At 73.6% G+C, this 20,143-nt stretch carries 17 protein-coding genes; 12 read left to right on the forward strand and 5 right to left on the reverse strand.

Translation table 11 applies throughout. The annotated features are described in order from the left end of the window. Position 1: 1 nt before the first annotated feature. Positions 2-472, reverse strand: coding sequence for a MarR family winged helix-turn-helix transcriptional regulator (locus ACLJPY_RS41450; RefSeq protein WP_410596445.1), 471 nt, complete (start codon positions 470-472; stop codon positions 2-4). A gap of 82 nt (positions 473-554) precedes the next feature. Here ACLJPY_RS41450 and ACLJPY_RS41455 point away from each other — a divergent pair, with 82 nt between their 5' ends. The 3 genes from ACLJPY_RS41455 (at position 555) to ACLJPY_RS41465 (ending at position 2,505) form a co-directional block, all read left to right on the forward strand. Further along, complete coding sequence (locus tag ACLJPY_RS41455) at positions 555-1,196, forward strand: FMN-dependent NADH-azoreductase (RefSeq protein ID WP_410596446.1); 642 nt, start codon at positions 555-557, stop codon at positions 1,194-1,196. Positions 1,197-1,303: 107 nt separating this feature from the next. Then, the gene (locus tag ACLJPY_RS41460; RefSeq protein WP_410596447.1) at positions 1,304-1,810 is read left to right on the forward strand and encodes an ATP-binding protein; all 507 of its coding nucleotides are present in this window, start codon (positions 1,304-1,306) and stop codon (positions 1,808-1,810) included. A 65-nt stretch (positions 1,811-1,875) separates the two neighbouring features. Beyond that, a complete protein-coding gene (locus ACLJPY_RS41465; protein WP_410596448.1) occupies positions 1,876-2,505 on the forward strand; it encodes a response regulator in 630 nt (209 codons plus the stop codon). Here the strand turns inward: ACLJPY_RS41465 and ACLJPY_RS41470 are convergent. After that, positions 2,486-5,851, reverse strand: a complete 3,366-nt coding sequence (locus tag ACLJPY_RS41470) for an indolepyruvate ferredoxin oxidoreductase family protein (RefSeq protein WP_410596449.1) — start codon at positions 5,849-5,851, stop codon at positions 2,486-2,488. The genes ACLJPY_RS41465 and ACLJPY_RS41470 overlap by 20 nt on opposite strands. Before the next feature lie 144 nt (positions 5,852-5,995). Between ACLJPY_RS41470 and ACLJPY_RS41475 the strand changes: the two genes are divergently transcribed. Then, positions 5,996-6,436 carry an Lrp/AsnC family transcriptional regulator gene (locus tag ACLJPY_RS41475; protein ID WP_410596450.1) on the forward strand — a complete coding sequence of 147 codons (441 nt, stop codon included), beginning with the start codon at positions 5,996-5,998 and terminating at the stop codon, positions 6,434-6,436. Between the two features lie 76 nt (positions 6,437-6,512). On the opposite strand, the gene ACLJPY_RS41480 is transcribed toward ACLJPY_RS41475, so the two are convergent. From ACLJPY_RS41480 to ACLJPY_RS41490, 3 genes are all read right to left on the reverse strand, one after another. Next, positions 6,513-7,496 carry a hypothetical protein gene (locus ACLJPY_RS41480; RefSeq protein WP_410596451.1) on the reverse strand — a complete coding sequence of 328 codons (984 nt, stop codon included), beginning with the start codon at positions 7,494-7,496 and terminating at the stop codon, positions 6,513-6,515. Positions 7,497-7,574: 78 nt separating this feature from the next. Next, on the reverse strand, positions 7,575-9,194 hold the full coding sequence (locus ACLJPY_RS41485) for a thiamine pyrophosphate-binding protein (protein WP_410596452.1): 1,620 nt from the start codon (positions 9,192-9,194) through the stop codon (positions 7,575-7,577). Continuing rightward, positions 9,191-9,964 carry a cyclase family protein gene (locus tag ACLJPY_RS41490; RefSeq protein ID WP_410596453.1) on the reverse strand — a complete coding sequence of 258 codons (774 nt, stop codon included), beginning with the start codon at positions 9,962-9,964 and terminating at the stop codon, positions 9,191-9,193. The genes ACLJPY_RS41485 and ACLJPY_RS41490 overlap by 4 nt, the downstream gene beginning before the upstream one ends. Before the next feature lie 108 nt (positions 9,965-10,072). Between ACLJPY_RS41490 and ACLJPY_RS41495 the strand changes: the two genes are divergently transcribed. The 8 genes from ACLJPY_RS41495 (at position 10,073) to ACLJPY_RS41530 (ending at position 20,128) form a co-directional block, all read left to right on the forward strand. Next, entirely contained in the window at positions 10,073-10,468 is a 396-nt protein-coding gene (locus tag ACLJPY_RS41495) for a GntR family transcriptional regulator (protein ID WP_410596454.1), read from the forward strand. Positions 10,469-10,478: 10 nt separating this feature from the next. After that, positions 10,479-11,363, forward strand: coding sequence for an ABC transporter ATP-binding protein (locus tag ACLJPY_RS41500; RefSeq protein WP_410596455.1), 885 nt, complete (start codon positions 10,479-10,481; stop codon positions 11,361-11,363). Further along, positions 11,360-12,331 (forward strand): transporter, encoded by a 972-nt coding sequence (locus ACLJPY_RS41505; protein ID WP_410596456.1) that lies wholly within the window; start codon positions 11,360-11,362, stop codon positions 12,329-12,331. Before ACLJPY_RS41500 ends, ACLJPY_RS41505 begins: the two co-directional genes overlap by 4 nt. A 138-nt stretch (positions 12,332-12,469) precedes the next feature. Further along, a complete protein-coding gene (locus tag ACLJPY_RS41510) occupies positions 12,470-13,996 on the forward strand; it encodes a trypsin-like peptidase domain-containing protein (protein ID WP_410596457.1) in 1,527 nt (508 codons plus the stop codon). A 124-nt stretch (positions 13,997-14,120) separates the two neighbouring features. Beyond that, positions 14,121-16,310: a tetratricopeptide repeat protein gene (locus ACLJPY_RS41515; RefSeq protein ID WP_410596458.1), complete on the forward strand. Its 2,190-nt coding sequence runs from the start codon at positions 14,121-14,123 to the stop codon at positions 16,308-16,310. A 4-nt stretch (positions 16,311-16,314) separates the two neighbouring features. Beyond that, complete coding sequence (locus ACLJPY_RS41520) at positions 16,315-17,727, forward strand: VWA domain-containing protein (RefSeq protein ID WP_410596459.1); 1,413 nt, start codon at positions 16,315-16,317, stop codon at positions 17,725-17,727. Next, positions 17,724-18,842, forward strand: coding sequence for a hypothetical protein (locus ACLJPY_RS41525; protein WP_410596460.1), 1,119 nt, complete (start codon positions 17,724-17,726; stop codon positions 18,840-18,842). Before ACLJPY_RS41520 ends, ACLJPY_RS41525 begins: the two co-directional genes overlap by 4 nt. Continuing rightward, positions 18,839-20,128 (forward strand): ABC transporter substrate-binding protein, encoded by a 1,290-nt coding sequence (locus ACLJPY_RS41530; RefSeq protein WP_410596461.1) that lies wholly within the window; start codon positions 18,839-18,841, stop codon positions 20,126-20,128. The genes ACLJPY_RS41525 and ACLJPY_RS41530 overlap by 4 nt, the downstream gene beginning before the upstream one ends. Positions 20,129-20,143 lie beyond the last annotated feature (15 nt).

The following is a 20,143-nucleotide window of genomic DNA, read 5'->3' on the forward strand; positions in this document are numbered from 1 at the left end:
TTCAGCAGGGCCCGACTTCCCGGCAGGCCTCCCCGGCCGTCTTTCTCGTGGCCTGCTGCAACAGCGTGTAGAGCGTCTCGCGCTGCTCGTCGCTCAGCCCGCTGAACACCTCGTCCTCGACCGCGGTCAGGGCGAACTCCGCGCGGGCCAGCAGCTTCGCGCCCACGTCGGTCAGCTCGACCAGGTGACGGCGGCGGTCCTCGGGGGACCGGCGCCGCTCGATCAGGTTCTCCGTCTCCAGCTCGTTGAGCAGGGTGACCACGTTCGTACTGTCCATCTCCAGGATCTTCGCCAGCTCCTGCTGCGAGCTGCCGCCGCGGTCGCGCAGCACCGTGAGGGGGATCAGGTGGCGCGGCCGCAGGCCGAGCGGGGCCAGCACCGACTCGCTGCGCAACCGCAGGCGGCGCGCGAGGTGGTCGACCAGCGCGCCGCAGCGGTGCGGTGGCTGGTTGACCACCGGGAGCGAGCTCATGCGCCCAGTATATGGGCACCTGGACGGTCCATGTGATATCAATAGTTCGTCCTACACCAACGATCTATGGACGGCTAACGACATGGCTCATCTCCTGCACATCGACTCGAGCATCCAGGGCGACGCCTCGGTGAGCCGGCGGCTCAGCGCGCGAGCCGCGGCGGCGTGGCGGTCCGCGCACCCGGACGGCACGATCACCTACCGCGACCTCGGTGCGCACCCGATCCCGCACGCCGACGCGGCCGGCGGGCTGGCCGCCCAGGTGCCGCCCGGACAGCACACGCCCGAGCAGGCGGCGGCCTGGGCGCGGATCGTCCAGCTCGTCGAGGAGGTCAAGGCGGCCGACACCGTGCTGCTCGGCCTGCCGCTGTACAACTTCGGGCCGCCGAGCAGCGTCAAGGCCTGGGTCGACCACCTCATCGCGCCGGGGCTGTCGATCGACCCCGAGACCAACACCGGCCTGCTGGGCGGCCGCGAGTTCGTCGTGCTGGCCAGCCGGGGCGGCGGGTACGGCGCAGGCACGCCCCGCGAGGGCTGGGACCACGCCGAGCAGTGGCTGCCCCACGGCGTCTCGCTCACCGGGCTCGAGCCGCGCTTCATCACCGCGGAACTGACGCTGGCGCCGGTGCGCCCGGCGCTGGCGGAGCTCATCCCGCTCGCCGAGGAGAGCCTCGCCTCGGCGGAACGCGCGATCGACGAGCTCTGGGCCCCGGCCCGGGTCTGACCGGCTCGCCCCCACCCGACGGCGGTACCGCCCGGCCCGGGCGGTACCGTGCCGCGCGGGCGGACTGACGTGCGGCACCTGCCGCACCCGGGCGAGGAAGGTCGGGTTTGAGCGCGCACACCTCCCAGATGGACGACATCCGGCTCGTCGCGCAGCCCAGCGCGCTGCCGGTCACCGAGCTGTTCGTCCGCCTGATCCTCACCGACTGGTCCCTGATGCCGATGCTGGAGCAGGTGACCGCCACCGCGAAACGCCTGGTCGGAGCGGTGGTCGACGCCAGCGACCCGAAGGCGCCCGCCTTCGTCACGCTGCGGCTGCGGCTGCGCGCCGAGGTGCTCTCGATCGAGGTCGACGACGACGTGCCCGGCCGGCCGGACACCCCGGCGCGACCCGGCGAGCGGCTGGGCGTCTCGCCCGCCGACGGCGGCGGCCGCACCACCTGGTGCGAACTGCCGCTGCCGGGCGGGATGACCGCGCGGCAGGTGCGCCTGCCGCGGCGCCAGGAGCGCCGGACGCTCGTCGACGAGCCCGTCTCGGGCGACCCGGTGGCCGCGGACCCGCAGGTCCTGGAGCGCCTGCTGACCCGGTTGAGCGGCTGGTCCGGCCAGAGCTGAACGCTTCCGCCCGCGCGTCCGTGCCTCCAGGCAGGGGGTGACGTGGACGCGAGGAGGCAGCCGCCGTGCGGATCGTGATCGCGGAGGACGACGCTCTGCTGCGCGAAGGGCTGGTGCTGCTCCTGCGCAGCGAGGGGTTCGAGGTCGTCGCCGCCGTCGACCGTCCCGACGACCTGGTGACGTCGGTCGAGGCCGCGGAGCCGGACCTGGCCGTTGTCGACGTCCGGATGCCACCGACGTTCACCGACGAAGGGCTCCAGGCCGCCCTCGAAGCCCGGCGCCGCGTCCCCGGCCTGGCGATCCTCGCGCTGTCGGCGTTCGTCGAAGACGGCTACGCCGGCGACCTCCTGGCCGTGGGCGGCGGCGGAGGAGCCGGGTACCTGCTCAAGGAGCGCGTCGGCAAGCCCGGCGAGTTCCTCGACACCCTCCGGCGCGTCGCCGCCGGCGGCACGGTCCTGGACCGGGACGTCGTGGCGGTCCAGCTCGCCCGGCCCCGGCCCGACGACCCGGTGGCGACGCTGACCCCCCGCGAGCGCGAAGTCGTGGCGTTGCTGGCCGAAGGCCATTCGGTGCCCGCGATCGGGCGGCTGCTCGGCATCGGCACCGCCGCGGCGCGGCAGCACGCCGGGGACGTCAGCACGAAGCTGCGCGTCCCCGACGGCGGCCGGGCGATGCTCAGCTACCTGCGGGCGTGAGGACCTCGGCCTGCCGCTCGCGGTAGCGGGCCACGTTGGCCAGCTTGACGTCTTCGTAGCCGCGGACGAGGTCGGGCAGCTCGGCCAGGGCCAGCACCCGCGCCCGGTCGTGGGTTTCGAACGCCCGCAGGACGACGTCGCGGTAGTCCTCGATCAGCCGGCGCTCGACCTTGCGCACCTCCGCGCGGCCGAACGGGTCCCAGCGGGTGCCGCGCAGCCGCCGCAGCGCGTGCAAGAGCCGGAACACCGGGCGGAACCACGGCCCGAGACTGATCTTGCGCCGCAGGCCGAGCGCCCGCAGCACCGGCGGGTGCAGCCGGTAGGCGTACTTCGTGCCCACGCCGAACTGCGCTGCCAGGCCGTCGGTGAACGCCGGGTCCAGCGACAGCCGGGCGACCTCGTACTCGTCCTTGTACGCCATCAGCTTGTACAGGTGCTTCGCGACGGCTTCGGTGATCTCCGTCGGCCCGTCCTCCAGCACCCGCACCCGCTCGACGAACTCCGCGTACGCACGCGCGTAAGCCTTGTCCTGGTAGGCGATCAGCTCCGGGATCCGGATGTCGAGCAGCCGCGCCAGTTCGGAGCCGGGTTCGGCGTGCACCAGCTTTCGCGCCGCTGTCGGCTTCGCGGCCTGCACTGGCCGCGGCGCTTCCGCCGGAGGCTCGGCCACGAGCAGGCGGCCGCGGCGGAACGCCTGCAGGTTCGCCGCGACCTGCGTGCCGTTCAGCTCGATGGCGCGCTCGATCACCGACGCGGGCAGCGGGATCGCGCCGGTCTGGTAGGCCGTGCCGAGCTGCAGGACGTTGGCGTACTGGTCGTCGTCGAAGAACTCCTCGGCCAGGCCGCGCGCGTCCAGCGAAACCGTGCGCGCCGCCGCGGCTTCCAGCGGAGCCAGGACGCTGGCGGGGTCCGGGAAGGACACCGTCGTGTCGACGACCATCCGGCCGGTCGGCACCTCGGTCGTCGAGACGACGGCGACGGTGCGGGCCGGGTCGGCGACGCCGAGGTTCGCCGCGTCCGCCCCGACCAGCGCGTCGCAGGCCAGGTAGAGGTCGCACTCGCCGGCGGCGAGCTTCGGGGCCTGTTCGACCGGTTCCGCCGTCACCTTGAGGTCGGAGACGACCGCGCCGCCCTTCTGCGCGAGCCCGGTCTGGTCGAGCGTGCGGACGTGCCGGCCGTCGAGGACCGCGGCGGTGGCGAGGATCTGCGTCACGGTGACGACGCCGGTGCCGCCGATCCCGGTGATCCGCACGGTGAAGTCCGTCGCGGCGAAGTCCGGCGCCGGCACCGCGTCGGCGGCCAGTTCGGCGGCCGTCCGGCGGTTCTTCCGGCCGGTCGGCACGACGGTGACGAACGACGGGCAGTCGCCGGCCAGGCAGGAGTAGTCGACGTTGCACGAAGACTGGTGGATCGCGGTCTTGCGGCCGAACTCCGTGTCCACCGGCTGCACCGACAGGCAGTTGGACTTGGTGCCGCAGTCGCCGCAGCCTTCGCAGACGCGCTCGTTGATCACCACGCGCGTGGCGGGCGCGGTCTGCTTGCCGCGACGGCGTTTCCGGCGCTTCTCGGCGGCGCACTCCTGCTCGTGGATCAGCACGGTGACGCCCTTGACCGCGGCCAGTTCCTCCTGCGTGCGCAGGAGTTCGGTGCGGTCGCGGACCTCGACACCCGCGGGCGGCTTCCGGTGCTTCCGGGGCGCGTCACTGGTGATGACGACCCGTTTCGCGCCCTCCAGGAGCAGCAGCTGGGCGATCTTTTCGACGGGCAGGCCGCCGACGGCGTCCTGGCCACCGGTCATCGCCACCGCGGAGTTGTAGAGCAGCTTGTAGGTGATGTTGACCCCGGCGGCGACCGCCGCGCGCACGGCGAGGCTGCCGGAGTGGGTGAAGGTGCCGTCGCCGATGTTCTGGACGAAGTGCTCAGCGTCGACGAACGGCGCCATGCCGATCCACTGCGTGCCTTCGCCGCCCATCTGCGTCAGGCCGAGGACGGTGCCGACCTGGTCGGGCTCCATGAACAGGGCCATGGTGTGGCAGCCGATGCCGGCGCCGACCAGCGTGCCTTCCGCGACCTTCGTCGAGGAGTTGTGCGGGCAGCCGGAGCAGAAGTACGGCGTCCGCGCGAGCAGCGGGACGGCGATGCGCTCGCGACGGCGCCGTCCCCGGTAGGCGTCGACCGAGGGGATGCCCGGCGGCAGGATTCCGGCGAGCCCGGCGGCGATGCCGTCCGGGTCCAGTTCGCCGAGTTCGGTGAACAGCGTCCGGCCGTGGTGGTCCTTCTTGCCGATGATCCGCGGTGCGCCGGGAACGCCGTAGAGGAGCTCCTTGAGCGCGGTTTCGATGAACGCCCGCTTCTCCTCGACGACGACGATCTCGTCGAGGCCGTCGGCGAACTCGCGGCCGATCGTGGGCTCGACGGGGTGGATGGCGCCGAGCTTGAGGATGCGGATGCCGTGGTCTTCCTCGTCGAGGCCCAGGGTGCGCAGGGCCTGCTGGAGGTCCAAAAAGGACTTCCCGGCGGAGACGATGCCGATCCGGTCGGCCGGGCCGCGCCGGGTGATCCGGTTGACGTCGCTCGCGCGCAGGTAGTCGAGGACGAGCGGCAGCCGGACGGTGAAGAGGCTGCGCTCCAGCTCGGCCAGGCCGGCCCCGAGCAGGCGGGACGTCGGCGTGTGGCGGTACCCGCCCGGGACCTCGGGTGCACTCCACTGTGGACTGACCGTGGCGGTGCCGGACGCGTCGGCGACGTTGGCGACGATCTTCAGCGACGTCCACAGCCCGCTGGCCCGCGACAGTTCGACGGCGTGCATGCCGAGGCCGAGGACGTCCTGGGCGTCGGCGGGGAAGAGGACGGGGATGGCCAGGTCGGCGAGGGCGAGTTCGGACGCGCAGGGGACGGTGGAGGACTTCGCGTTGGGGTCGTCGCCGACGAGCGCGACGGCGCCGCCGCGCGGGTCGGTACCGGCCAGGTTCGCGTGCCGGATGGCATCGGTGGCGCGGTCGAGGCCGGGCGCCTTGCCGTACCAGAAGCCGGTGACCCCCCGGCGTCCACCGGCGCCGGCGACGAGCTGGCTGCCCATGACCGACGTCGCGGCGAGCTCTTCGTTCAGCCCGGGCCGGTGGACGACGTCGTGCTTCTCGAGCAGGGCCGAGCGGCGCCCGAGTTCGAGGTCGTACCCGGCCAGCGGCGAGCCCTCGTAGCCGGAGACGAACACGGCGGGATCGCCACCGCGCGCCCGGTCGTGGCGGACGCGGTCGAACAGCAGCCGGACCAGGGCCTGCACCCCGGTCAGGTGCACGGTCCCCGCCTCCCCCAGGTAGCGGTCTTCCAGCGTGAACGTCTCCACGGTCGGGCTCCTCTCTGTGTTTGGGGCACGATGCGACGTGGACCACAGTGACGCAACAGGCGGGTGTGTTTCGAGGGGCTGAACGCAAACTTCGGTAGGTTCTGATGTCTCTGGGCGCCGATTTTTGCGTGTAGGCTCCGCCGCATGCCCGAAGAGCTGCTGGACGCCACGGACCACGAGATCCTCGGCCTGCTGCGCGAAGACGCCCGCCGCACGCTGTCCGACATAGCGTCCCGCGTCACGCTCTCCACGGCGGCGGTCAAGCGCCGCATCGACCGGCTGCGGGAGAGCGGGGTGATCACCGGCTTCACGATCCAGGTCGACCACGCGAAGCTGGGCTGGGGGATCGAGGCGTTCACCGAGCTGAGGTTCGTCGGCAACGCGAAGGTCGACGAGATCCTCCGGACGACCACCCGGATGCCGGAGGCCCAGGCGGTGTTCACGATCGCGGGCGACCCGGACGCGCTGGTGTGGCTGCGGGTGAGGGACATGGCCCACCTGCAGAAGACGATCGACGAGATCCGCCGCCACCACCAGGTGACGGGGACGAAGACGTTGATCGCGTTGGAATCCTGGTCGCGTTAGCCGTGGAGGTCGTGACGCCGGCGCAGCGTCCGCCCGGTGAGCGTCGAACCCGGAGCTCACCGGGCAGCCGCACAACCTAGCCGCGCAGCAGGACTCCCGAAGCGCGCTCCCGGGCGAAGAACGTCTCCGGCCACTCGATCGAATCCGGTGGCGCATCGATCGCCGCCGCCCGGCGGCGGAGTTCGGCTAGATACCCGTCATCCAACACCGCTCGAGCCGACAACGGCTCTCGCAGCAACAAATCCGCCGGGCCCTCGTACAGGTACGCGTCCACCCCGGGATACCCGCGCGTTCCCGGCGGGTAGTCGCGGTTCACCGGGAAATACGTCGTCTCCAACGCTCCCAGCCAGGAACCCCGCAGCGGCACCAAAGCCGGCCACACACCCAACTGCCGCTCCAACCCGGCGTTGTCCACAGTGAACCCCCGGTGGTCCGCGATCACATACGCCGCCCCGGGGTACGAACGCTCCAGTTGCGCCACTGCGCCGCTACCGCCGTCGTGGGTCAGATGGCCCAGACCGAACAGCAGCAACGCCTTGCGGTTCCGCTGCAGCACCTGCGTCTTCACCACCGAGACGATCGACGCGTCGCGGTCCAGGAACGGCTCCAGGTCCGCCGGTGCGTGGACCCGGCTCCAGTCCACCGGGGGATCCGTGGCCAGCACCCGGATCTTGCGCGCGGCCGGCAGTGTCGTGTTCACCTGACGGACCAACGCGAACAACTGCTCGTAGAACGTCGAGAACCCGCAGCTCGGCTGGGTCGTGTCGCGCCACACGCGGCTGATGTCGGGGACCGCCGCCCCGGTGGTGTACGCGTCCAGCAGTGGCTGGAGGCGGGCGTTGCCGCACTCCACCGCTATGTCGTTCACCCGGGCCGGGAACCTCGGGTCGCGGATCAAGTCGAACACGAACGTTCCCACGTCCGGGCTGGACTTCGCCACTATCGCGTGGCTGTCGAACGCCGCCAGCAGCGCGGCCGCCGGGTCGGGACGCTGCTGGGCCGCGTCCGCCGGTGACACCAGCAGCGTCGCGGCCGCCAATACGGCCAGGAAGAGTCGCACAGAAGCTCCTCGGATAGTTTACACACTGTACTACGACAGTAAGACAACTGACCCGGGAGCTTGTCAAGGAACCGAAGATCAGTGGCGGAACGCCTCCGCCAGCCACCACGAGCCGCCGTCGTCGGCGATCTTGGCGTCGATCACCAGTGGTGCCGAACGCGGGCCCGTGAGCCAGTCCTGCACCGCCGGGAGGTCCGAAGGCGATCGCACCGTGACGCCCGTGCAGCCGAAGCCGCGGGCGATGGCCGCCAAGTCGGAATCCGGGAAGCGGACCGTCGTCATGTCCGCGTCGCCGAAGTGGTGGACCTCCGCGCCATACGCCGCGTCGTTGTAGACGATCACCACCAGTGGCAGGCCCAGGCGGACCGCTGTGTCCAGTTCGGACAGTGCCATGTGGAACCCGCCGTCGCCCGTGCCCAGCACCGGCAGGCGGTCCGGGCGGGCCAGGGCCGCTCCGATCGCCGTAGCGAGACCCAGGCCGATGCTCTGGAACGCCTGCGTGAAGCAGAACCCCTGCTCGTCCGGCACCGACAGGTACGCGCTCGGGTAGCCCATGAAGTTGCCCGAATCGATCGAGACGATCCGCTCGGCCGGCAGCAGCCCGTCCAGCAGCCTGCTCAGCGTGCGCGGGTCGATCCGGCCCTCGCCGGAGAGGTCCTCGTGCTCGACGTCGGTCCAGTTGCCCGCGGCGATCCGGGCCGCCACCTCGTCCGTTCGGTAGCCCCCGTGCTCCCCGACCGAAGCGAGGACGTCGGTGGCGGTGCACCCGACGTCGCCGACCACGCCGAGGTCGATCGGGCGGTGCGCGCCCAGTGCCGCCTGCTCGACGTCGACCTGGACCAGCTTCGCGTGCGGGCTGAGGAGCTTGCCGTGGCGGGTCGTCCACGTGTTCAGCGCGCAGCCCCAGCCCACGACCAGGTCGGCGCCCACGATCAGCTCGGCCGCCACGGGGGACGCGAAGCCGCCCGAGATGCCCAGCGCGAACGGGTCGTCGTGGAACAGGCCGTGCGCGACCGCGGACGTCGCCAGCAGGGCGCCGCACCGCGCGGCCAGCTGCCGCAACGGTTCGCGGCTCGAGCGGGCGCCGCGGCCGGCGATGAACACCGGCCGCTCGGCGGCCGCCAGCAGGCCGGCCAGCGCCGCCACCGAAGCGGCGTCCGGACGCACCGGTGCCGGCCCCGGGACGTCCGGCAGGGGTACCTCCGGCGGGGCCGGCTGGGCCTGGACGTCGAGCGGCAGGTTGAGCACCACCGTGCGGCGTTGCTGACGGGCCGTCCGGAACGCGCGCACGGTGTCGGCCACCGCGGTCGCGGCCGAATGCACGCGCTCGGGCACCGCGCCGACCGCCGCGGCCAGGCCGTCCTGGTCGATGCGGAAGTTCGACAGCACCGACGCTCCTGCGGAGTCCGCGGTCAGCACCAGCAGCGGCGTCCGGCTCTTCGCCGCCTCGGTGATCCCGGTGACGGCGTTGGTCAGGCCGCAGCCCTGGTGCAGCGACAGCACCGGCACTTGCCCGCTCATCCGGGCGTACGCGTCGGCCATGCTCGCCGCGCCGCCCTCGTGGCGGGCCGCGACGAACCGGGTGCCGCCCGCGCGCAGCGCGTTGGTCACCTCGAAGTTGCCGCTGCCCACCACGCCGAACGCCGTGCCGACACCGAGGCCGGCCAGCGTCCGGCCGACCAGCTCGGCGACGTTCACCGCTCCACCAGGGCCAGCACGCGGGCCGGGCTGCCCGAACCGCCGACGATCGGCAGCGGCGAGACCAGCAGCAGCACGCCGGTCGGCGGCAGCGACGCGAGGTTCTGCAGCTGCGTCAGGCCGTGCTTCCCGGCGCCCAGCAACAGCTCGTGGCAGGGGAACATCGGCTCGAGACCGGGCGCCTGCCCGGCGTCGGTGCCGACCGTTTCGACGCCGAGCCCGGTGATCGGTGTCTCCTCGGCGAGCCACCGCGCGCAGTCGGGGGAGACGCCGGGGGTGTGCGAGCCCGTTTCGTCGGCGTTGAGGAAGGCCGCCTGGTCGGCGCTGCGGGCGTCCCAGCCCGTGCGGTAGAGCAGCCAGCCGCCGTCGGGCAGCGGGCCGTGCTCGGCCGTCCAGGCGCGGACGTCGGCAACCGAAAGCAGGAAGTCCGGGTTCCCGGCCGCCCGCGCGGAGAAGTCGAGCACGACCGCGGGCGCCACCAGCGTCTTCAGCGGCACCCGCGAGACGTCGTGACCGTCCTTCCCGGACACCCAGTGCACCGGGACGTCGAGGTGGGTGCCGGTGTGCTCGCCGGTGTGGACGTCGTTCCAGTACCACCGCGGGCCGCGCTCGTCGTAGCGGCTGATCTCCTCCAGCCGGAAGGGGATCGTGTTGGCGAAGGGTTCCGGCAGCTGCAGGATCGGCGTGCTCGAGCTGAGCGGAGCGGTGAGGTCGACGATCTCGACCGTGCCGCCCGCGATCGCCTTGCCGAGCTCGTCCAACAACGACATGCCTGCCTCCCGGTGCCGTGTGCGTCCGTCGACCGGAACCCTATGCCTTGACAGGTCCTCGCCGTGAGGTGTTGTCTTAATGTCGTAAGACAATAGGAGGGTGGGCAGGTGATCGAGTTCGTCCTCGACGGCCGTTCCCGGGTGGCCACGTACATGCAGCTCGTCGTCCAGGTGAAGCAGGCGCTGCGCGTCGGCCTGCTGCGGCCCGGCGACCAGCTGCCGAAGGTGCGGGACGTGGCCGAGGCGCTGGCGATCAACCCGAACACCGTGCTGAAGGCCTACCGCGAGCTGGTGCTGGAGGGGCTGGCCGAAGGCCGCCCGGGGGTGGGCACGTTCGTCACCGGCAGCCTGGCCGGGCCCTCGCTGGGCCACCAGGCGCAGCTGCGCGACGAACTGGTGGCCTGGCTGGCGCGCGCCGAATCCGCGGGGATGTCGCCCGACGACATCGCCGCCCTGATCGAGACCACGATCCGCGGCACCCGGGTGCCGCACGACCTGTCGTAGGGAGTCCGGAATGGAACTGGCGGTGGAAGCCCGGGCGCTCGGCAAGCGCTACGGGCGCACCTGGGCGTTGCGCGGCTGCGCGCTGGAGGTGCCTGCCGGGCGGATCGCCGCGCTGGTCGGCCCGAACGGCGCGGGCAAGACGACGCTGCTGCACCTCGCCGTCGGCCTGCTGAAACCCGACGAGGGACAGGTGCGCGTCTTCGGGCGGGAGCCGCGGTCGGCGCTCGCGGACATCGGGTTCGTCGCCCAGGACACCCCGCTCTACCGCGACTTCACCGCGGCCGAGCTGGTCACCATGGGCGCCAAGCTGAACCGCCGCCGCTGGGACACCGCGCTGGCCCGCGAGCGGCTCGCCGCGCTCGGCGTCCCGCCGGACAAGCCGGTCGGCGAGCTGTCCGGCGGCCAGCGCGCCCAGGTCGCCCTGGCGCTCGCGCTGGCCAAGCGGCCACGGCTGCTGCTGCTCGACGAGCCCATCGCCAGCCTCGACCCGCTCGCCCGCCGCGAGTTCATGCAGACGCTGATGGGTGCCGTCGCCGAGAGCGGGACGACCGTCCTGCTGTCCTCGCACCTGCTCGCCGACCTCGAACGCAGCTGCGACCACGTGATCGTCCTGCAGCGGTCCCGCGTCCGGCTGGCCGGCGCGGTCGACGAGCTGATCGAGGGCCACCGCACGCTCGTCGGGCCGCGCGCCGGGAGCGAGTCCATCGCCGGGGTCGACGAGGTGGTCCGGGTCAGCCACACCGAACGCCAGTCGACGCTGCTGGTCCGCCGCGGCGGCGGCCCGATCGATCCACTGTGGACCGAGCACGGAGTGACCCTGGAAGACGTGGTGCTGGGCCACCTCGCCGAAGCCGGAGCGCGCGTCCCGGCGTCCGCCTGGGAGGTGCCCGCATGATCTGGCTGGTCTGGCGGCAGCACCGCAAGCAGGCGCTGTTCACCCTCGCCGCGCTGGCCGCGCTCGCCGCGATCATGGTGCCGACGGGCCTGGCGATGCACACGAAATACGACGACGTCGGCCTCGGCCCGTGCCGGGCCGCGCTCGGCAGCGCGTCGCTGGTCACGCAGACCGAGGCGGTTTCGCGCTGCGAGAACCTCGGCCAGCAGTTCCAGCAGGAGTTCGGCGGCCTGGTGTTCGTCGCCGTCCTGTTCGTCGTCCTGCCGCTGCTGGTCGGCGTGTTCTTCGGCGCGCCGCTCGTCGCCCGCGAGGTCGAGCAGGGCACCCACCGTCTGGTGTGGACGCAGGGGGTGACCCGCCTGCAGTGGGCGCTGGCCAAGTTCGGCCTGACCGGGGCGCTGACCGCGGTGCTGGCGGTCGGGTACGCGCTGGGCGTGTCGTGGTGGTTCGAGCCGCTGGTCGGCGCGAGCGCCGGCCGGCTGAACTACCTGTCGTTCGACGTCCAGGGGATCGTCCCGGTCGCGTACACGCTCTTCGCGCTCGCGCTGGGCGTCTTCGCCGGGACGTACTGGCCGAAAGTGCTGCCCGCCATGGGGCTCGCCCTGCTCGGGTTCGCTGCGGTCCGCGTCGCGATCGAGGTGCTGGCCCGGCCGCGGTACCTGCCCGCGCAGAGCCTCACGTTCACCCCGGGCGGAGGGCAGACGCCGAACCCGGCGGCGGGCAACTGGGTGCTGGACCTCGGCGTCCGCAACGCCGCCGGCGAGCTGGTGCTGCCGAACGCCCAGCTCGGCCCGTGCCCCTCCGGCGGTTGCTTCGACGCCGTGGCCGGCCCCGGGGCCCGCAACTGGGTCCAGTACCAGCCAGGGGACCGGTTCTGGCTCTTCCAGGGCATCGAAAGCGGGATCTTCGTGCTCCTGGCGGCGGCGCTGGTGTTCTTCGCCCTCCGCCGGCTGCGCTCGATCGCCTGACACGGCTTACCGGGCGCCGGCGCGGGTTCGTGAGTTTTCCACGGCGGCGGCGGGTCCGGCGGCCGATCGGGTGATCTGCCGGGTCAAGCGGGCGAACCCGGCCCGGAGTGCCGGTGCCGGGTCGTAAGGTCGCACCCGGTGAGGGAGCACAACGGTTCTGCCGAGGGGCACGCGGGGGATCCGGAGCCGTGGCGAGTGTGCTTGGTGGACTCGTCGGGCCGGGCACTGGGCGCCGGGATGCTGCTGGGCGAATCCACGGTCCTCACCTGCGCGCACGTGGTGCAGGCCGCGGGGGAGGAAGCGCTTTCGGGCGCGCACCTGCACGTGCGGTTCGTCGGCTTGGACGGCATGCCGGAGACCCTCGCCTCCGTGCGGCCCGGCTGCTGGGTGCCGCCGTCGGACGACGGCCGGGGCGACATCGCCCTGCTCGACCTCGCCGAAGCGTTCGCCCACGTGCCCGGTGCGCCGCTGGTGCGCCTCGGTGCCGTCCGCGACCGGGTGGTCCACACCTACGGCTTCCCGGCTCCGCACCGCTACGGCGTTTGGGTCAACAACGCCGAATTGGCCGGCCCGGCGGGCGCGGGCGGGGAGTGGATCCAGCTCAATTCGCCGCTGCCCGGCGAGCGGGTGCGGCGCGGGTTCAGCGGCGCCGGCGTGATCGACAAGGCGACCGGCGCGGTGCTCGGCATGGTCGTCACCGAATACACCGACGAACGGGCCGGGCTCGCCTACCTCATCCCGGTCGAGGTGATCGTCCGGCACGTGCCGGACGTCGGCCGGTGGGTGGGCGAGCCGCCGCGGCCGTCGGCCGGCCCGCTGATCGTCGTGATCGGCGACCGCGACTCGGCCGTCCGGGAGGGTTTCCTGGCGCAGGTGCGGCGCGAGCGCCGGGGGTCACGGCGCACCGCCGAGCGGCTCGCCGCGATCGTCGACGCGACCGGCAAGACCGCCGGCGAAGTGGCCGAGCACGTCAGCGCCGGCATCAGCAGCGGGGAGGTCGTCACCGTGCTGGAGACCAATCCGGAGGACGTCGCCGTGGCGGTGACCGGCGTCGAAGACGCGCGGGCGCCGGAGGAAGTGCTCACCGACGTGGTGCGGCCGCTGGTGGACAAGGGCGCCACCGTCCTGGTCCAGTTCAGCGGCCCCGACTCGCCGGGCGTGCGGCTGGCCCGGCGCTGGGAGGCCGAGCGGAACGCGCGGCGCCTCGACCGGCTCGCGCTGCTGGTCGACATGGTGGAGCACGAGGAGGACCGCACGCGGGAGCGGGCCGCCCGGCTCGGTTCGCGCACGGCGGTGCCCGCCGGCTCCGCCGACCTGCGGCTGCGGCTGGGCGCGCTGCGCTCGGCGGGCGAGCGGATCGAACCGGGCCGCGTGCGACGGGCACTGGCGGCGACCGAACGGGACGCCGAAGCGGCCCGGTGGGCGCTGGTGCGGCGGTACGCCGAGCTCGACGCGCTGGCCGCCCGGCACGACGAGCTGCTCGGACGGCTGCGCGGCTACAACGCCAAAGCGACCGACGCGGGCCTGATGGAGGACGAAGAGCTGGCCGGGCTGTACCGCCCGGCGATGGCGGCGCTGACCCACCGGCCGGATGAGCCGGAGGTGGCGGCGGGGTTGGTTGAGCGGTACGTGCGTGGGGTTCGTCGCCGGTTGGAGGGTGTGTGACGACGGGAGTGGTGTGCGGCCGTCTGGCGATGGCGGTGTTGATCGACCGGCGGGATGAGCCGGAGGTGGCGGCGGGATTGGTTGAGCGGTACGTGCGTGGGGTTCGTCGCCGGTTGGAGGGTGTGTGACGACGGGGGCGGTGTGGTGCCACGGGCGGCCGGTCGGGCCGATCGGGTTCTGCGAGGTGTGCGGCCGCCGCCGGGTGGCCGCCGCGGCGCCGGTCGCACCCCCCGAAAGCACCCGGCGCAGTGTCGAGCTCTGGAGCGGCGAGGCGGACTTCCAGTCGCTGCCCGCCATCGAGGTGCCGGACCCGGAGAAGCTCGTCCTGGCCGACCCGGACTACCCCGAGCAGCACCGGTTCTGCGGCCACTGCGGGGAACCCGTCGGCCGGGCCTACGCCGGCGAACCGGCGTTCGCCGAAGGGTACTGCGAGAACTGCGGCGAGCGCTTTTCCTTCCTGCCCAAGCTGCACCGCGGTGAGCGGGTCGGCGACCGCTACGACGTCCTCGGCTGCTTCGCCCGCGGCGGGCTCGGCTGGGTGTACCTCGCCGCCGACACCGCGCTCGCCGGCCAGCACGTCGCCCTCAAGGGCGTGATCAACAGCGGCAACGCCGTGCTGCGGGCGATGGCGCGGGTCGAGCGCGATGTGCTCGTCCGGCTCGACCACCCGAACATCGTGCGCGTCAGCGACTTCGTCGAGCACGTGCCGCCCGGTGGCGGCGAACCGGACACCTACCTGGTGATGGAGTACGTCGGCGGGCGGTCGCTGCGTGACCTGCTCAAGGAAGGGCCGCCGCCGCGGGTCGAGCACGTGATCGTCTACGGGCGGGCGATCCTCGGCGCGCTCGACTACCTGCACGGCGAAGGCCTGCTCTACTGCGACATGAAGCCGGAAAACGTGATCCACGGCGACAAGCGCGTCAAGGTGATCGACCTCGGGGCGGCGCGCCCGATCGAGGGCGCGACCGGGCCGAGCGTCGGCACCGAAGGGTTCCAGGCCCCGGCGCACGAGCTGGCCCGGTACGGCCTGACCGTGCGCTCGGACCTGCACACGGTCGGCCGGACGCTGCAGGTGCTGCTCGAAGCCGCGGGCGAAGACGCCGACCCGGACCGCGTCGCCGGCGGCCTGGACTCGCTGCACCGCGTGCTCGAACGCGCGGTCGACCCGTTCGAGCGGCGGTTCGCCACGGCGGCCGAAATGGCCGAGCAGCTCGACGGGGTGCGCCGGGAAATCCTTTCGCTGCGCGACGAACGGCCGCGGCCGGCACCGTCGGCGCTGTTCGAGGACACCGCGGAACTGCTCGACGACGGCCTCGGCGCGGTACCCGGCCTCGACCACTGGGTCACCGGCGACCGCACGGCCGGGCTGGACCTCGGCCTGCCCGGGGCCGCCGACGGTGCCGGACGGCTGCCGATCCCGCGGGTGGCTCCCGACGACGCCGCGGCCGGGTTCATCGCCGCCGCGGGTGCGCCCGGGCCGCACCGCTGGCTGGACAAGCTGGCGATGTTCGGCGAGCGCTCGGTCGAGATCGCCTTCGCCCGCACGCGGGCGCTGGTCGCGCTCGGCGACGCCGGCGCCGCGGCCGCCGCCTTGGCGGACGCCGAAGAGCAGCTCGGCGCCGAGGCCGCGCGCGACTGGCGGGCGGCCTGGCACCACGGGCTGCTGGCGCTGGCCCGCGACGACGCCGAGCAGGCCACGACCGCCTTCGACCGCGTGCACCGCAGCTGGCCCGGCGAGCTCGCGCCGAAGCTGGCCCTGGGGTTCTGCGCCGAGCTGCGCGGGAAGACCGAGCAGGCGCAGCGCTGCTACCGCTCGGTCTGGCACCGCGACCACGCCCAGGTCAGCGCCGCCTTCGGCCTGGCCCGCGGCCACCTGCGGACCCACCACCGGGACGCCGCCGTCGCGCTGCTCGACGCGGTCCCGCCGATCTCGCGCCACTACGACGCCGCGCGGATCGCCGCCGTCCGCATCCGGGCCGGGCGCCTGCCGTCCGGCGCGCCGAGCCGCGACGACTTCGCCGACGCGGCCCGGCGGCTGCCCGAGCTCTACCTCGACCGGGAGGCCCAGGACCGGCTGGAGGCGCTGGTCCGCGAGGCCGCGCTGGCCGCGCTCGGCCGTGCCGATGGCCGGGACGACGGCGGGCCCGACGGCTGGGACGGCGGCGCGCTGCTCGGCGGGCGCGTCACCGAACGCGGCCTGCGGGCCCTGCTGGAGCAGTCCCTGCGGCGGCTCGCCGAGCGGGCTCGCGACCGCACCTCCCACGGCGTGCTGGTCGATCTCGCGAACTCCGTCCGGCCGAAGACGAGAAGGTGATCGGATGCCCGAACCGTCGTTCGCCCTCCAGCTGAGCCAGCGGAAGTACCTGGCCCCGGACGACGACCGGATGGACGTCGTCCTCACCGTGCGGGTGGGCGACGCCGTCGCACCCGCGGCCGGGCCGCCGCCGACCGCCGAACTGCTCCTGGTGGACTGCTCCAGCTCGATGGACTGGCCGCCGACGAAGATCGAGGCCGCGCGGCACGCCTGCCGGGCCGCCATCGGCTCGCTGCGGGACGGCGTGCTGTTCGGGGTGGTCGAGTGCACCGAGCACGCCCGGCTGGTCTACCCGGCCGAGCCGCCGCTGGCCGTGGCCGGCGAGCGGACCCGCCACGACGCCAAGGCCGCGGCGTCCGGGCTGATCGCCGGCGGTGGCACGGCGATGAGCACGTGGCTGGACCTGGCCCGTGACCTGTTCGAGCGGACCCCGGCCGCGATCCGGCACGCCGTGCTGCTCACCGACGGCAAGAACGAAACCGACCGCGCGGGCGCGCTGGAGGCCGCGCTCGACCGCTGCCGGGGGCAGTTCGCCTGTGACGCGCGGGGCATCGGCGACGACTGGGAACCGCGGGACCTGCAGCGCATCGCGTCGGTCCTGCGCGGCAGCGCCGACGCCGTCCTGGAGGACGCCGAGCTCGCCGGCGACTTCCGGCACCTGGTCGAGCGGGCGATGGGCCGGACCGTGCCGGACGTCCGGCTGCGGCTGACCACCCTGCCCTACAGCCGCTTGCGGTTCGTCAAGCAGGTCTTCCCGACCGAGGTCGAGCTGACCCCGCAGTGCCACGTCGAGGGCCACGCGATCGAGCTGCCCACCGGGGCGTGGGGCGAGGAGCAGCGCGAGTACCACCTCTGCCTCGACGTCGAGACCGCGCAGCTGACGCGCTACGAGGACCGGTTGCTGGGCACCGCCACCCTCTTCGCCGGCGCAAGCGAAGCCGTCACCGGACAGCTCGCGATCGTCGGGTACCTGACCGACGACCTGGCGCTCTCCAGCGTGCCGGACGACGACGTCGCCCGCGTCACCGGGCAGGCCGAGCTGGGCCGCGCGGTGCGGGCGGGCTGGGACGCCTTCGAGCGCGACGACCGCGCGGAGGCGGCGCGCGAATGGGGTACCGCCGTCCGGCTGGCGACCGAGCTGGGCAACGCGGAGATCCTCAAGCGCCTGGGCCGGTTGATCGACGTGCGCGAGGACGGCACGGTCGCGATCAAGGACGGCGTGCGCCCGCGCGACGGCTTCTCCCTGGTGCTCGGCTCGACGATCTCCACCTACACCGGTGCGGGAGAACCCGCCGCCGTCGCCCCGCCCGCCGCCGGTGCCCCGCGCGAGTGTGTCCGATGTGGACACAAGGCGCGGCCGACGGCGAAGCGGTGCGGGCACTGTGGTGAACCGTTCGAGACCGGAGCGCCCTCGTGACCGCGAAGAGCACCACCCGGCAGACCCTGTGGTGGCTGCGGCTCGGGCTGGTGGCCGCCAGCGTCGTGGTGCTGGGCACGGCACTGGCGACCTTCCTCGGCGTGCGGGCCAGCATCGCCGAGGTGCGCGAGCGGACCGCGCCCGCGGTGCTCGAGGTGTCGCTGGCCAAGGAGGCGATCGTCGCCGCGCACGGCGCCGCGGTGGCCGCTTTCGAGCACGAGCAAGCGAAACTGACCGGCCCGAGCGAACAGTACGAAGACGAGATCGCCCGGGCCGGCCAGCAGCTCGCGCAGGTCGCCGAGCACAACGCGGCCGGGGCGGCGGGCAGCCGGACGCTGCGGCTGATCGAAGGGCTGCTGCCGGCGTACAACGGCTTCATCGGCCACGCCGACGCCCACTTCCGGGAGGACGGCGGCGGCCCGCTCGCCGCGAGCGACCTGCTGTCGGCGTCGGACCTGCTCACCGCGCCGGAGAACGGCATCCTCGCGCGGCTCGACGCGCTCGAAGCCGCCCAGCGCGCCGCGCTCGACGACCAGCTCGACGCCGACTGGCTGGACCCCGCGATCACGCTGCTCTGGGCGCTGCCGCTGGTCGTCCTGCTCGGCACGCTGGCGTGGACCCAGCGGTTCCTCACCCGTCGGTTCCGGCGCACGGTCAACACCGCGCTGCTGGCGGCCACGGCGGCGGGCGTGCTGCTGGGCGCGGGAACGGCGCTGCTGCTGGGCGTCCAGGCCGACGCGCGGGCCGGCGGGACCGCGCTGGAACGGACCGTGGCCACGCGGTCCGCCGCCACCACGGCCGCCGCCGGCCGGGCCCAGTGGACGCTCGCCCGCGTCCTGGCCGCCCAGTGCGGGCCGGGCGGAGCGGCCGCCTGCGGCGACACGGTGGCCGCGTTCGCCGCCGCGACGGCCACCCCGCCCGCCGCACCGGCCGGGCCGCCGGGTGCGGTCGACGAGGTGGCGCTGCTGGGGCCGGGGCTCACCGAACCGGGCTGGACCGGGGTGCTCGGGTACGGGATCCCGGTGCTGGCCGCCGGGATCGGCGTCCTGGTGGTGGGCGGCCTGCAACCCCGCCTCGACGAATACCGGTTCCGCGCGGGGAGGCAGCCGTCGTGAAGCGCTGTGCGGGCTGGGTGCTGGCGGTCGTCCTCCTGCTGTCCGGGTGTTCGGCCGGCAGCGGCGCGGAGGAGGTGACCGTGCTGGGGCCGTGGACCGGCGACGAGCAGGCGGCGTTCCAGCGGGTGCTCGACGGCTTCGTCCGGGCGACCGGGATCCCCGTGCGCTACCAGGGCACCCGCGCCCAGAACCAGGTGCTGCGCGGGGACCTCCAGCAGGGCACCCCGCCCGACATCGCGGTGCTGTCGAACCCGGCCGAACTCGCCGGGTACGCGCGCTCCGGCGAGGTCAAACCGCTCGACGCCGTCCTCGGGACGGAGGCCACCGCGGCCTACAGCACGCAGTGGCGCAGGCTGCAGCAACTCGGCGGCGACGCCGTCCTCGCGGTCGTGGTGAAGGCCGACCTGAAGAGCGTCGTCTGGTACACGCCCAAGACGTTCGCCGGGCCGATACCGTCCACTTGGGACGAACTCGTGGCGGCGTCGCAACGGCTTTCCGCGGCCGGGCAACGGCCGTGGTGCCTCGGCATGGGTGCCCCGCCGAACTCGGGGTTCCCCGGCACCGACTGGCTGGAGGACATCCTGCTGCACCGCGCCGGGCCACGGGTGTACAGCAGCTGGGCCGCGGGCCGGCTGGCCTGGACCGACGCGGCGGTGGTGGACGCGTGGACCAGCTGGGGCACGCTGGTGCTGGCCCCCGGCGCGGTCCGCGGCGGCAGCACGGCGGCGCTGCTCACGTCGTTCTCCGACGCCGGCCGGGCCATGTTCACCGACCCGCCCGGCTGCGCGCTGGAGCACCTCGGCTCGTTCGCGATCGGCGGGTACACCGCGATCCGCCGGGCGGCCGGTCCGCCGGTCCCCGACCGGGACTTCCGGTTCTTCCCGTTCCCCGGTTCGGGTGGCGCCGGCCCGGCCGAGGTGTCGGCGGACCTCGCCGGGATGTTCCGCGACACCCCGGCCGCGCGGCGGCTGATGGCCTACCTGGCCGGGGCGGAGGGCCAGCGCATCTGGCCCTCCGGCGGGACGACGTTCTCGGTGCACCAGCGCCTCGTCGGCCAGGACGTCTACCGCAGCGACGTGACCCGGCGGATCGCCGCGACCCTGGCCGGCCGCGGTGACCTGTGCTTCGACGCCTCGGACCTGATGCCGTCGGCGATGACCAGCGCCTTCTACCAGGCGGTGCTGGAGTACCTCGCCCGTCCCGACCGGCTGCCCGCCCTGCTCCGGCAGCTGGAGCAGGTCCGCCTGGGCATCGCGCGGGAGCAGTGGCTCGACCTGCCGTGCTGACGGCGGGCCCCTACC

Source organism: Amycolatopsis sp. lyj-23, assembly GCF_046549135.1.
Taxonomy (GTDB): domain Bacteria; phylum Actinomycetota; class Actinomycetes; order Mycobacteriales; family Pseudonocardiaceae; genus Amycolatopsis.

Coding starts and splice junctions, on each gene's coding strand:
- ACLJPY_RS41450 (WP_410596445.1), bottom strand. CDS start 472: ATGAGCTCGCTCCCGGTGGTCAACCAGCCACCGCACCGCTGCGGCGCG.
- ACLJPY_RS41455 (WP_410596446.1), top strand. CDS start 555: ATGGCTCATCTCCTGCACATCGACTCGAGCATCCAGGGCGACGCCTCG.
- ACLJPY_RS41475 (WP_410596450.1), top strand. CDS start 5,996: ATGCCCGAAGAGCTGCTGGACGCCACGGACCACGAGATCCTCGGCCTG.
- ACLJPY_RS41490 (WP_410596453.1), bottom strand. CDS start 9,964: ATGTCGTTGTTGGACGAGCTCGGCAAGGCGATCGCGGGCGGCACGGTC.
- ACLJPY_RS41500 (WP_410596455.1), top strand. CDS start 10,479: ATGGAACTGGCGGTGGAAGCCCGGGCGCTCGGCAAGCGCTACGGGCGC.
- ACLJPY_RS41505 (WP_410596456.1), top strand. CDS start 11,360: ATGATCTGGCTGGTCTGGCGGCAGCACCGCAAGCAGGCGCTGTTCACC.
- ACLJPY_RS41520 (WP_410596459.1), top strand. CDS start 16,315: ATGCCCGAACCGTCGTTCGCCCTCCAGCTGAGCCAGCGGAAGTACCTG.